The organism is Rhizobium sp. BK313 (assembly GCF_014193655.1).
GTDB lineage: Bacteria > Pseudomonadota > Alphaproteobacteria > Rhizobiales > Rhizobiaceae > Rhizobium.
Map to the genome: position 1 here is coordinate 35,244 of NZ_JACHZQ010000008.1, position 13,376 is coordinate 48,619.

At 58.6% G+C, this 13,376-nt stretch carries 9 protein-coding genes and 1 pseudogene; 2 read left to right on the plus strand and 8 right to left on the minus strand.

Annotated features, from left to right (window positions below; all coding sequences use genetic code 11):
- Positions 1 to 36: 36 nt before the first annotated feature.
- The 3 genes from FHT86_RS30595 to FHT86_RS30605 all read right to left on the minus strand — a co-directional run bounded on the left by FHT86_RS30595 (position 37) and on the right by FHT86_RS30605 (position 4,530).
- A complete protein-coding gene (locus FHT86_RS30595; protein WP_133710963.1) occupies positions 37 to 3,432 on the minus strand; it encodes an acyl-[ACP]--phospholipid O-acyltransferase in 3,396 nt (1,131 codons plus the stop codon).
- Positions 3,433 to 3,529: 97 nt separating this feature from the next.
- Positions 3,530 to 3,811: a YiaA/YiaB family inner membrane protein gene (locus FHT86_RS30600; RefSeq protein WP_133710962.1), complete on the minus strand. Its 282-nt coding sequence runs from the start codon at positions 3,809 to 3,811 to the stop codon at positions 3,530 to 3,532.
- A 32-nt stretch (positions 3,812 to 3,843) separates the two neighbouring features.
- Positions 3,844 to 4,530, minus strand: coding sequence for a PspA/IM30 family protein (locus tag FHT86_RS30605; RefSeq protein ID WP_133710961.1), 687 nt, complete (start codon positions 4,528 to 4,530; stop codon positions 3,844 to 3,846).
- A gap of 110 nt (positions 4,531 to 4,640) precedes the next feature.
- On the opposite strand from FHT86_RS30605, the gene FHT86_RS30610 reads away from it, so the two are divergent.
- Both FHT86_RS30610 and FHT86_RS38255 read left to right on the plus strand, forming a co-directional pair.
- The gene (locus FHT86_RS30610; protein ID WP_133710960.1) at positions 4,641 to 5,258 is read left to right on the plus strand and encodes a TetR/AcrR family transcriptional regulator; all 618 of its coding nucleotides are present in this window, start codon (positions 4,641 to 4,643) and stop codon (positions 5,256 to 5,258) included.
- A 151-nt stretch (positions 5,259 to 5,409) separates the two neighbouring features.
- Positions 5,410 to 6,190: pseudogene (locus tag FHT86_RS38255) on the plus strand (transposase); the annotation flags it as partial.
- Positions 6,191 to 6,504: 314 nt separating this feature from the next.
- On the opposite strand, the gene FHT86_RS30620 reads toward FHT86_RS38255, so the two are convergent.
- The 5 genes from FHT86_RS30620 to FHT86_RS30640 all read right to left on the minus strand — a co-directional run bounded on the left by FHT86_RS30620 (position 6,505) and on the right by FHT86_RS30640 (position 13,374).
- A complete protein-coding gene (locus FHT86_RS30620; protein WP_133710958.1) occupies positions 6,505 to 7,962 on the minus strand; it encodes an NAD-dependent succinate-semialdehyde dehydrogenase in 1,458 nt (485 codons plus the stop codon).
- Positions 7,963 to 8,060: 98 nt separating this feature from the next.
- Complete coding sequence (locus tag FHT86_RS30625) at positions 8,061 to 9,221, minus strand: iron-containing alcohol dehydrogenase (RefSeq protein ID WP_133710957.1); 1,161 nt, start codon at positions 9,219 to 9,221, stop codon at positions 8,061 to 8,063.
- Positions 9,222 to 9,302: 81 nt separating this feature from the next.
- Positions 9,303 to 11,216: a sodium:solute symporter family transporter gene (locus tag FHT86_RS30630; protein ID WP_133710956.1), complete on the minus strand. Its 1,914-nt coding sequence runs from the start codon at positions 11,214 to 11,216 to the stop codon at positions 9,303 to 9,305.
- 4 nt (positions 11,217 to 11,220) lie between these two features.
- On the minus strand, positions 11,221 to 11,640 hold the full coding sequence (locus tag FHT86_RS30635) for a hypothetical protein (RefSeq protein WP_133710955.1): 420 nt from the start codon (positions 11,638 to 11,640) through the stop codon (positions 11,221 to 11,223).
- A 60-nt stretch (positions 11,641 to 11,700) separates the two neighbouring features.
- On the minus strand, positions 11,701 to 13,374 hold the full coding sequence (locus tag FHT86_RS30640) for a flotillin family protein (protein WP_133710954.1): 1,674 nt from the start codon (positions 13,372 to 13,374) through the stop codon (positions 11,701 to 11,703).
- Between the last annotated feature and the right edge of the window lie 2 nt (positions 13,375 to 13,376).

Consider the following 13,376-nt stretch of genomic DNA (forward strand, 5'->3'; position numbering starts at 1 on the left):
TCACCGTTCGTGATTTCTCGGTGCTCTGCGTTGATTTCAAGCAGCATCCAGGGAAGGTTCTGAATTTCGAGCAATCTTGATTGCCGCGACGAAATCCACTTTTCCAGACCCGAGCACCGGGACGACTCCGATCCTCACCTCTGCAGGAACCATCATATCCATTGCACCCTTGGATTTCGCAAAGGCGAGGAATTCGGCTCGCGTGGCATTCGGTGCATCCGTCAGAAGGATAAGCCGCTCGCCCTTCTTCGCATCGGGTAGCGAGGAGACCACGGACAGGGCGCCGGGCCAGATCTGGCCGGCCAGCGCCTCGACGGCCGCAAGCGAAACCATCTCGCCACCGATCTTGGCGAAACGCTTGGCGCGGCCGCGGATCCGAACGAACCCATCATCATCGATGGTGACGATGTCGCCTGTGTCATGCCAGCCGTCCACGAGGGGTTCGACAACGCCTGGATTCTCGGCACGGAGATAGCCAGCCATCACATTGGCGCCACGGATAAAGAGACGGCCACCTTCGTCGATACCGGGCACCGGTTCGAGCCTCCACTCCATACCCGGCATGATCTTGCCGACGGTGCCAGACCGATTGAACATCGGCGTATTAAGCGAGATGACAGGTGCAGTCTCGGTGACGCCATAACCCTCGAGGATTCGAAGGCCGAACTTTTCCATGTATGTTTCACGCGTCGAGGGCTTCACGGGCTCGGCGCCTGAGAAGATGTAACGGATCGATCGGAAGTCATAGGGATGCGCCGTCCGGGCATAGCCGTTCAGGAACGTATCGGTGCCGAAAATGATGGTCGCGTTGGAGGTGTAGATCAGCTCCGGGACGATGCGATAGTGCAACGGCGACGGATAGAAATACACCGGCACGCCCGCGACCAACGGCAGGACGGTGCCCGCGGTCAAACCGAAGGAATGGAAGACCGGCAGAATATTGAACACCTTGTCGCCGGAATGAAAATCGATGCGCGAGGCTGCCTGTGCGGCATTGGAGAGAATGTTTCGGTGGGTCAAAACGACGCCCTTCGGTGCCCCCTCTGACCCCGAAGTGAACAGGATCACCGCTGTGTCGTCTGCCGAACGCCTGACCACGGGCCGATACTTGTGGAGCAGACCGCGAACCTTCTCGAAGGTCGTGACCGTCTTGCGTAGTTCATCGAGCCAGACGATGTTAACAGTTGTTTCGAGCTCAGCGATGATAGGGCCAAGCTTGCCCTGTTCCACGAAGGCGCGTGAGCTGAGAACATGCTTCACCTGCGCCGCCTTGCAGGCTGACAGAATATTGGCAGCGCCAGCGGTAAAATTCAGCATGGCTGGGACCTTGCCCGCCGACATGACGCCAAGAAGGGTCGCGGCGGTGCCATTGGCGTTCGGCAGCATGACGCCCAGTGTCTTTTCGTTGGGAAAAAGGTGTTTGAACTTGGCACCAAGCACGGCAGCGCCGGTCAGCAGCTTCGCATAGGACAACTGCCCGCTTATTGGATCCTCGACTGCAAGTTTGCGACCGCCGCTTTTGGAAGCCGTCTCGATGATGCGTTCAAGCACTGTGAGGCTGGTGTTTGTCGTGCGGAACATCAGCATGGACATTACCTGATAAAGTGCTGCACCTGCTGCGATACGGCGTTTGCGGCCTTTGAGGTCTGTAGGGACTGCGAGCTTGACCGGTTCGAGGATGGTCACTTTGACTTTGGGAAATAGACGCCGGCGCACCTGGCCACCGGAAAGACGGGAGAAATAACTCCTCTCGAGTCCGCCGATGCGCACGGGAACAATCATCGATCCTGTCTTGTCGGCAACCATGGCCGCGCCATCGTAAACCTTCATCAACGTACCCGTGACCGTCAAACGGCCTTCCGGGAAGATGCCGATCGCATTGCCCTCATTGACGATCTTGATCAGCGAGCGTGTCGCCATGGGTTTTGTCGGATCAAGCGGCAGGAATTTGCACATCTTGAGGAAAGGGCGAACCCACCAGGCCTGGGCAATCTTGTAGTCGACCGCAAAGACCGGCTCTTCTTCGGTGATCGCAAGCGCAAGAGCGCCATCCAGAAAGCTTACATGATTAAGCGCGATGATCGGTGCTCTGCCCGCCTTCTTGATGTTCTCCAATCCTTCGACCTCGAGACGCATGAAAGCGCGGAACAATATGGAGATGAAATCCCGGAATGGATTGGTCGGCATCGTCTTCAGCATTAGCCAAGCGACGCCAATGTTGATCACGGAAAGGCCGAGAATGATCGCCGGAGCGGAGACGCCAATGGCCTGGAGACCTCCTACAAGCGCAAGACCGGTCGCGATGAACAGCGCCGACAGAACGTTTGCCGCACCAATCACACGAGCACGCCGGGCTTCATCAGCCCAGGTCTGCATCGCGGCAAAGGTTGGAACCGCCAAGAATGCTCCTCCGATTGCCATGCCTGCAAGATCGATCGCGACACGGATGGTTTTTGCGCCGGCAAAAAAGGATAGGAGCGTTTCCGCGTGGTAGGTCGACTGCAAGCCCCAGAGGTTCCAGGCGAGGTCAATGCCGAAGAGCGCAACAATGACCGTACCGACAGGCGCCGGCAACAGCACGATACGGCCCGCCGACATCCAGCCGGCAATAGCCGAACCGACCGCAATCGAGATGGCGAAGGTTGCAAGATAGGCAGGGACAATGATTTCCGAACCGCCGAGGATTTCCGTAACGATGATCGGAAGCATCGACATCACAAAGGCGCCAACGAACCAAAACCAGCAATTCATCAGCGCTGAGCGCCAGATCCGCTTATCCTCCCGCAGTTCATTGACGAGGGTTACACTCGACCGAATGACATTTCTGTCAATGACCAGATCGGACGCTTTTGAACCCGTCGGTGGGATCATACGAGCGCAGAACCAGCAAAGCACCGAAAGCCCCATCATCATCGGTCCGAATACCCACGCATTGTCGCCCTTCGTGAAGGCGAGCGCTGCAACGATCGTACCGGTGAGAATGGCGATGAAGGTGCCACCCTCGATCCAGGCGTTGGCCTTCGGTAAGTCCTTGCGTTCGAGATGGTCGGGAAGAATGCCGTATTTGATTGGGCCGAAGAGCGACGAGATAATGCCGAAGCCCAGCAGCGCCAGCATCAGCACCCAGATCGAAGATAAAGCGATGCCCATGACGGAGATCGCTGCGACCGCGATCTCAGCGCGCTTGAGGATCTCAGCCATGCGCGCTTTGTCGTATTTGTCGGCAAGCTCGCCGCCAACCGCGGAGAGCAACAAGAAGGGAACGATAAAAATTCCGCCGGCGAGCGTGACGAGCGAAGCCCCCTTTGCAGCCATCTCAGCGAGGATCAGGAAGACGAGGGTCTGCTTCAGGAAATTATCATTGAAGGCCGAGAGAAACTGCGTCCAAAACAATGGCGCAAACTTCCTCGATGTCATCAGATTGCCTTGCATGGCGGTTCCCCGTTTTGAGATCAGAAGAGAAAAGCCACAGAGTTGTTACGCAAAAGTTGTAAAGAGGCGAACAACTCAGTGGTGTGGTTAAGAAGTCTTAACTTTCATTGCCGCGATTGAAATTAACGAGGAGCTTTTCGGTCTTTGCGTCCTCGATCTTGCGGATCAATTTGTCGGACTCGGCGTTGTCGCGCAGTGTCTTGGTGATGTTCACCGTCGTCTGCACCAGCATCAATATGCCCATGGCGAGATAGCCTTTGCCCCACAGGTCGAGCGGCATCATGTAAAGGCCGGCTGTCAGCATGAAAGCGGCCGTCCCGAAGGAGATGTAGGAAAAGCTGACCCAGCTGGAGGAGTGCTTCAGGAAGCTGTCGTTCATTGTCGTGGTTCCTTCGTTGGATGAAATGCGGTTCAGGCGGCGTTATTCATGCGAGCGCGGAGGCGGGCGAGAACATCATCGGCGGATGAGCGCAACGGTGCGCCGCAGCCAGCATTGGCGAGCTTCTCGATGATCCCGGCCGAGCGAGGTGTGCTCTCCATCTCCTTGAGCGCGGAAGCAATCGTCTCATTCTGGCTTTGGCGAGCGCGGAGGCGTGCAAGCGTCTCCTCAGCGTCGTCAAGCGTGGCAAAACCGAAGCCGGGAGCGGCCACGTCGAGCTTTTGGGCTTCTTCCGTAGCGCGGGCCAACCGCTCGCCGCGCTGGAGTGCCTGCAATCGCGCTTCGGCAGCGCGGACGATTCCTCTCAGCTTGGCAATCGCCGTCGTGAATTGGGCTTGAGCCTGTTCCGACGCGTCCCGCTCGGCTTCGAGATAAGCAATTGCGTCCGCCGCCTCACGAGCAAGGCCCTCCTTGCCATTTTCCAGTGCGGCGAGCGTGCGTGTCTCCAGATCAGCGATTCTGGAAAGGATCGCGGCGTGTTGCCTCTTCTCTTGCTCATTCTGTGCAATTGCCACTGCCACCGCTTGGCGGGCGGATTGGATCGCATGAGCTGCATCGCGGATCTGTTGACTAAGCAATGGCATCGCGTGGCGTTCGGCGAAGGCCTGCTCGGCTTCGTGCGCCCTGCCCCGCAGCAGTGTGAGTATCAGGTTGAACATTTTGCGTCTCCGGTTTATGAACGTTGTTCACGAACTGATTTCTGACACAACAATGAACGTCGTTCAAGAATTTTTTTGAACGCTGTTCATGAATCGAGATGGAATGGTTAATGGCCGGTCGTAGAGAAGAAAAACGCGAGGACTTGAAGGCACGACTGATCGATGCGGCACGCAACCGGATAGCCGACCACGGGCTGGCAAACTTGCGGGCGCGCGACATCACGCAGGATGCCGGCTGTGCGCTCGGGGGGCTTTACACGATCTTTGCTGACCTCAGCGAACTCGTCATTCATGTGAACTCTTCAACGCTTAAAGCTCTGGAGGAATCGCTGGCTCTTTCCGAAGTCAAGGACCGCACGCCAACCGAGCGGCTGCGAAATCTGGCGCGAGGATATCTCAGATTCGCTGTTGCCAACCGGAATCTATGGAAGGCGCTCTTCGAGCATTATCCCCCAGACGGCAGTCTGACGCCCGAGTGGCATCTCGAAGAGCACCTGTTCCTGATGAGCGTGATTGCCGAACCTCTTGCTGAACTACAACCTGATCTGTCTGCCGGCGACAGGGCTATTCGTGCACGCACTTTGTTCGGTGCCGTACACGGTGTGATCAGCATCAGCTTGGAGGCACGCTTCGTGGGTTTGCCGGCGGAACGCCTGGAGCGCGAACTTGACGAGTTCGTCCTGACCATTGCGGCCGGTGCTTCGTCAAGACAAGGACATCGCCGATAGCCGGGGTTGATCGTCGAGCCCGGTTTTGGGTGCCATGCAGTCGATCCGATCATCATCATGGCAAGTCCTTCAACAATTCATCTTGCTATCCCACATGGAAAGATTGCGTCTTGATGAAATTGCACGCTAAAGAATGCTAATCTAGTCCGCCTTGGTCCACGCCTTGAACAAGGAAGGCCTGTCGTGCTCTGAGATAGCCGACGCAGCATCGCGAAATGGCTGACTTTCGACGCGTCACCCGATCGACGCAGGGCTACGCTGCAGCCGACATCTCCTCTACACTTCGAAGCGCTTCTTACCCATTTTCGAAAGATGGCAATCGCTGCGGACGGCATCTTCTCCACGATATCAGGCACCGCGGATACACCGGTAGTTTTTCGAATCTTCAGCGACTGCTTGTAGCCTGGCGCCGCGCCGAGACGCCAAGAAAAGATAGGGATAATGCGGTACCCACCCCGATCGTTCTCGCTGAACAGGTCGATGACAATGCGCGTGTGCGTGATCCGCAAACTGGCCATTTGATCTCACCGGTTATCGCCGCTGCCCGTTGCATAAAGCCGCGCGGTGAGTTGACCATAAATCAGGCGCGTAAAGTTGATGCCCTCAAGCAGGGATCAAAAGCGTTAGCTGTTTTGCGTAGCTTTACCATGTTTCGCGGTATATTCCGTGGCCGAGCTTCCAGGAAACTCGAAGAATGGATCGATGATGCCATTAATTCCGGCTCGCATCGTTAGCCCGTTTTTGCCCGCGTTCTTCGCCGAGATATCGACGCCATCTGCAAAGCCATCGACCGGCCCTGGAGCAATGGTCAGGCGGCGGGCCAGATCAATCGCCTGGAAACGATTAAACGCGCGATGTATGGCAGGGCAGGCCCTGAGCTTCTCAGAGCGCGGATGATGCCCATCAAAATTGCCGATTTCCACACAAATTGAGGAAGACCCCATTTAAGTGCCAAGCCGCAGAAGCCGCAAGGGGAGTGATCCCCAGCTAAACGGTGATGGGCCGCAGGCGCAGTATGCGATAGGGGCCTGTCGTCGAGGTAAGATATTGACGGCCTTGCGTGACCAAGACGGCCTGGGGGTATCTTGCACCTTGCAATACCCGAACCTGTGGCCGCGATCATTGATCGCGCCGTGGCAGCGTCGGGGTGATAGCCGCAACACGCGGAGCGCATGCACATAACGAATCCACGCGCCGACCACTTCGGACCGGCGACTCAACGCATGTTTCGAGTGAATACGCCGGTTCATATCCCCATGCAGAGGTACTTGACCTCCAGATAGTCTTCGATACCGTACTTCGACCCTTCTCGACCGTTTCCACTTTCCTTCAGACCGCCAAAAGGAGCGACCTCGGTCGAGATAAGCCCCTCATTGATACCGACAATGCCGTACTCGAGGGCCTCTGCGACGCGCCAAACCCTTGAAATATCACGTCCATAGAAATAGGCGGCCAAGCCAAACCTGGTATCGTTCGCCAAACGGACGGCTTCCTCTTCGGTGTCGAATCGGAAAATCGGGGCGACAGGCCCGAAAATTTCCTCGCCAAAGATGTCCGCTTCCGGTGGCACGCCGACGATCACCGTCGGCTCGTAGAATGTGCCGCCAAGCGCATGTCGGCGTCCACCAGTGATCGTCCGAGCTCCCCGCGCAACCGCATCGGACACTAGGGCATCGACTTTATTGACCGCCTTGTGGTCAATAAGTGGCCCGATTTGCACGCCGGGAGAAAAGCCGTTTCCAACGGAAAAACCTGAGACAGCCTTCGCCAATCGCTCAGCAAATGCATCGTGAATTCCGGATTGAACGAGTAGGCGGTTGGCGCAGACACATGTTTGGCCGGCGTTGCGATATTTCGACGCCAACGCGCCCTTTATGGCCGCATCAATATCGGCGTCGTCGAAGACGATGAAGGGCGCATTTCCTCCGAGCTCCATCGAAGTTCGCTTCACGGTCGTGGCACACTGGGCAATCAGGATTTTGCCGACCGCGGTCGATCCGGTAAAGCTCAGCTTCCTGACGATCGGATTTGTGGTCAGCTCGAGCCCGATCTCCCTGGCCGAACCCGTCACGCATGAAATCACACCCTTCGGCACGCCGGCTCGCTCCGCAAGAACACATAGGGCAAGTGCCGACAGCGGTGTCTCACTCGCAGGCTTGATGACCATGGTGCAGCCTGCCGCCAGTGCCGGCCCGGCCTTCCTCGTGATCATTGCCGCGGGAAAATTCCACGGGGTAATCGCAGCACAAACGCCGATCGGCTGTTTCAAGATCACAATGCGTTTGTCAGAACTCGGGGCGGGAATCGTATCGCCGTAGATACGCTTGGCTTCTTCTCCGAACCACTCGATATAGGAGGCGGCATACGCGATCTCGCCCATGGCCTCGTTCAGGGGCTTGCCCTGTTCGGCGGTCATGATGATCGCGAGATCCTCCTGATTTTGCATTAGAAGCTCAAACCATCGGCGTAAGATGGCTGCGCGCTCCTTGCCAGCTAAAGCCCTCCAGCCGGAAAGTGCCTTTTCCGCAGCATCGATCGCCCGATTGGTCTCCGCCCTTCCCATGTTGGGAACCGACGTGATGAGCGAGTCGTCAGCCGGATTATGAACGTCGATGACGCCCTGATCGTCCGCACGTTGCCACTCGCCACCGATATAGCACTCTGAGCGCAGGAGCGATTGATCCTTCAATGCAGGAACTGCCATGTTGATTTCCCTCGTTGTGATAAGTCAAAGGTCAGCGAGCGGCGGTCGATCGGATATGAATGGCCGGCATGGAGAGCAGGCCTAACATAGGATCAATTTCAAAAGGCCGCCTGATAGATCGCCAATGCCTCCCTTTCGTTCATGTCGCGCGGATTGTTCACCAGGAGGCGTGTCTGTTTCATCGCATCGCGTGCGAGCCCGGCGACATCTTCCGGCCGGACCCCGACCTCGCGCAGGCGCTGTTTGAGACCGAGCCTTGCCGACAGCGTTTCCAGATGATCGATGAAGGCCGCGCAGCGCTCTTCTTCGTCATCAACGAAAGCAAGGTCCGGAAACGCGTCCGCAGCGATATCGGCGTAGGTCCCGGCCGCGACTGGCGCGTTGAAGCGGAGCACATGCGGCAGAACCAGAGCGTTGGACAGGCCATGGGGAACATGGAAGGTTCCTCCGATCGGATAGGCGAGCGCATGAACGGCTGCGACCGGCGAGTTCGCAAAGGCCTGCCCGGCAAGCATCGAGCCGAGCAGCATAGCCCCCCGGGCATCGCGGTCGTGCCCCGCTTCAACTGCGCGCCGGATGTTCGCTCCGAGAAGCCGCAAGGCACTCTTCGCAAGCACTTTTGACAGAGGGTTGTTGTTTGCGTTTTTCGACGCATAAGCCTCTATGGCATGCACCATCGCATCGATGCCCGTCGCCGCAGTGATGTGCGGAGGCAGGCCCAAGGTCAGCTCTGCGTCGAGGACCGCGATATCCGGGAGCAGGATGGAAGAGGAGACACCGCGCTTTTCCTCGCCGTCGACGGTGACGATCGAGACCGGAGTCACTTCGGAACCGGTCCCAGCAGTCGTCGGGACAAGCACAAGGGGCAATCTCGGGCCTTTTGCATTCCCGACGCCCCATGCGTTCCCGATGTCCTCGCCGGATCCGCAAAGCAGCGCGACAAGTTTCGCGACATCGAGCGACGAGCCACCACCAAATCCGATAACGCCCGTGATGGCCTTTTGCCGCCCGACCTTGACGGCCGACATCACCGTCGCAAGCGATGGATCGGGTTCAACCTCGTCGAAGATCGCGACCGAGATGCCCGACGATCTCAACGAAGCGAGGGCCGGATCGCAGAGCGCTAATTTGCGTAGCCCCGGATCGGTCACCAGAACGACGTTGGCGCCGACCCTGCCGCCGACCAGCGGGCCAAGATCGGCAGCCGCTCCGGGTCGGAAGATGATCTGGGCGGTGGTGTTGAAGATAAAGGGATCCATGGCGTTCTCCTTCAATGCGTCATGTCAAATGCCCATTGGCGATCCTCGTCGCGCGGAATTCACAGGCGGAAGCGTGCCTGCCTAGTGACCGAAACTCAGGACTATCAGCACCACGACGGCAAAACTGATCGCTATGGTGACGAACAGCGCGCGAAGACGCTCGCGCTCGAGTGGCCGCCGGTCCGGTCGAAGCCTCGGCGGCGGCTGATAGGGAGGTATCGTCTCACCATGCGGGCTTGCCATTTCCATCTTGTAGGAGAGGAACCAGACGAGGCCGAGACCCGCGACCCAGGAGATGAGCTCCCAGCCCCAGAGGGAAGGCATGCCAAGCGCCCACCCGCCGTCAGGTTTGATGAAGGCATAGTTGCCGAAGATGAGGCCCGGTCCGATGGCGAAAAACAGCCAGGCCAAGGAGACCGACCACGCGGTTGAGCGCAAGGAGCGGACACGCGACGTCGAACGCAGTATCCCATATAGGAACCGACGTGCCTCCTGCGCTTCTTCTCCAAAGGCCCGCCGCTGGGTGAATGCCGAAATTAACATCGTCACGGTCAGGTTGGCAGCCATTCCCCAAGCTGCAGAATTGATCGTCCACGGAGCTCGTCCCCATGGCAAGTCGAGGCCGAATCCAGACAGGAGCGCGATACCGAACGGCTCGGTCATCAAGACGCCGGCAATACCGAAGCCGACGCCCGTAACAACGGCCGGACGCGTGATCCATCGCAGCCAGGTCATCCCGAGAAGCGGCGTCCACATCTGAAACGCGAGCGGCAGCGCCAGTGAAGCCAACATCGATAGCGTGACAGGCGTCAGGATCTGCATCAGGCCCGAGGAAAGCACCAGCAACCCGATGATTACCCGCGTGACGGTTACCGTGTCACGCCTCGACAAGCTGCTGTGGAACCATGGCTTGTAGAGAGTGCGAACCAGTGCCTCTCCTGCCGAAAGAAGCGCGAGACCGGCCATGAGTTGAACCCCGGCAAGCAGTCCGATGAAAAGCCAGGCGGAGAACCACGGGGAGAGTTCACCGAGCAGGCCGGCGAGATTTTTGGAGGGATCGATCAGCGCCGCGGCACCCAGGCAACCGATACAGAGCGCGATCATCGCCCCGAACGCCCCAGCCATGACCCAGGTCTGGCCTGTTGCTATCGCCCTGGGGGTGCTGGTCGAGAGAACGACCTTGATCGCCATCGGACTCGCTTGCAGGCCCATGAGCGCGAATGCCACTCCTAAACTCGCAAGGGCCGTTCCTTCATGCATCGCGGCAGCCTCCCGCCCCGCTCCCGCCGTGAACTGAACCACTCCGGAGACAAGGAACTTGCCTGCTGCAGCCGGGTCGGCCGCGAGCTTCAAGAGACCGGCGTTCAGGGCACCGAAGCCACCCAACTGCAGGATGGCGAAGCCGGCGAAGCCGACGATCGCGGCACCTGCCAGAACGGTCTGGACGGCTCCAAGATAACCGACCGCCCGCATTCCCCCGATAGCAACGTAGCCGAAGAGGATGAAGCAGAGAACGGCGGTTGCCGCCGGCATCGATACGGTCTGGTCACTCAAGAAGACGACGAACCGGGCAAGCGCGGCCATTTGCAGGCCGGCAAAGGCGACAGCGAACAAAACCGACACAACAACAGAAAAGGCGACGAGAAATTCCGAACCCCAATAAGCGCGCAACAGCTCGCTCATCGATGACAATCGAAGCCGTTGGCCGAGCAGCCACAGCCGCTTGAAAAAGAAGACACCCGGCAGCGCAAGCGCGATCCCGGCCTGCAAGATGGCAGCAAGCCCGAAGCCGTTCCGACCGATCTCTTCAGCACCAACCAGAAGGGCCCAGCCTGAAATGCTGGCGCCGGCAAGCACAAGCGCCGATATCCAGGAGGGCAAGGAATGGCTGGCGGAGAAGTATGTCTGATAGTCTCCGTTGGCGCGCGCGGCTATGCGTGCCCAGTACAGTGTGGCAGCGGCATAAAACAGCAGATAAAGCGGCAACCACATCATCAGCTCAGCTCCTTTCGGTCATTGGCTTGATGTGGAAGCGCGAAAAAGCACCCCGCAGCCCGTGTCGTGTGAGCAGATAGGCCAGGAAGCCCGCGGCCAGAACCCCGAATAGGGTAAGGCCCGAATAATAATCTGTCATCGTCAGGAAACCGCCGGCCGCACTAGCAACGAAGACCAGGCCCAACAGCCCATAAGCTCCGATACCAAGCACGGTTTCTCCCGGAGAGAAGCCGGTATTGAAGACCCCATTGACGATGATATGGGCAATGAACGCCAGCACGATGACCAGGACTCCCACAGAAGAGAGGAGCCACGATGCCTGCTTCAGGCCTTCCAGGAAGATGCCTAGACCAAGAAATCCTAGCACCGCCCAAATCGCAAAGACCAGGATGGAACGTTCAACGATGGGAACCGGCGACATCATTTTTCACTTCCTGTGTTACGACGGGGGAAGGAAGGACCGGGCAGACCCGGTCCCTTTCGCTTAGTTCGTCCGGCCTTTGCCGGCCGCTCGCGGTTCCGGTGCGGAAGGCTCGGTGTAGACGATCTTCGAGAGATCGTTGAGCGTGTGCGCACGATGGACCGTATCTCCGCTCAAACCGATCTCTCCGAGCAGCGTATCGACGAACGGAGCCTGCGTCCGGTAACGCAGAGCGGAACTCACCACTTGCTCGGCGAGATTGCCCTCGCGTGGAGGAAGGCCATCGGCAGCCATGGCGACGCCGTTTGTGCCAGTGGCGCCCGACAGACCAGGAAGCCCCTCGACATGGATGATCTTGATGCCTTCGATCTTCTCCATCGGCTTGACGCTTTCGCGGATGATCGCCGGCAGGTTCTCGACAAGCGACCTATGCAGCGCAGAGCGGCGAGCCGCATCGGAACGAAGGTTCTCGGCCGCATTGAGCTTCTCCTTGCCGTCTGCTTCGACACGCAGGCGCTCTTCAAGGGCTGCTACTGCGATACGATCGGCGTCGGCACGGTCCTGGGCGGCTGCCTTTTCGGCTTCGGCCAGGATACGTACCTTCGCCGCCTCCGACTCCGCCGCGCGTTGCGCGTCGATGAGCTCGATGGCCTTTTGGCGATTAGCGATTTCGGTATCGCGGATCGTCTGAACGCGCTCCTGGGCCTCCACCACGGTGGCGCGAGCAGCCTCGGCCTGGGCCTGGGCCTCGGAGCGTTCCTTGGACTTGATCGACACAGCGATCTCGCGTGCCTGCTCTTCGATCTGCGTCACTTCGCGACGCTTGATTTCGAGCATTTCCACCTGGCGCTCCATGTCGATGCGGGCACGTTCGACAGCTTCACGCTCGCGCAGCTTAACCGCTTCAATCTCTCTTTCTCTCGTGGCGTTCTCCGCCGCAATCACGGATTTCTTCGTGGCGCGCTCGATCGAAACCTCTGCCTCATGGGCAAGGCGCGCATATTCGCTATCGCGCTGGATCTCGAGGCTCTTCTTCTCGGCCTCGAGGTTTTTGGCGCGAATGGCCACTTCGGTGTCCTTTTCGATGTCGTTGCGCTTCTTCTTGCGGGATTCAATCTGCTCGGTAAGCCAGGTCAGACCTTCCGCATCGAACGTATTCGAAGCATTGAAAAGCTTGATGTCTGTCTGGTCGAGGGAGGTGAGCGAGACGCTTTCCAGCTCAAGACCGTCGAGTGCCAGGCTCTCCGTCACCTCCTGCTTCACTTCCCTGACAAAGGCCTGACGGTTTTCGTGGATCTGCTCCAAGGTCATTTTTGCGGCAGCGCCACCCATTGCGTCGACGAAGCGGCCCTGGATCAGATCCTTGAGCTGTTCCGCATTCATCGTGCGGTTCCCCAGGCTGCGGGCAGCCGTCGCCACCGCGTCGATCGCAGGCGAAACGCGAACGTAGAATTCGACGGTCAGCTCGACGCGCATGCGGTCCTTGGTGATCAGCGACTTCTCACGGGCGCGAGTAACCTCGAGCCGCAGCGTATTCATATTAACTTCCGTCAAGTCATGGAGGATCGGCAGCACGAGAGCCCCTCCTCCCATGACGACCTTCTCACCGCCGAAGCCGGTTCGCACAAAGCTCACGTCCTTGGTGGAACGGCGATACAGCCAGTGCAGAAGATAGGCGGCGACTGCGATGACGATCGCAGCCAGGATAATGATGGCAATGACATCTGCACCCTTCATGG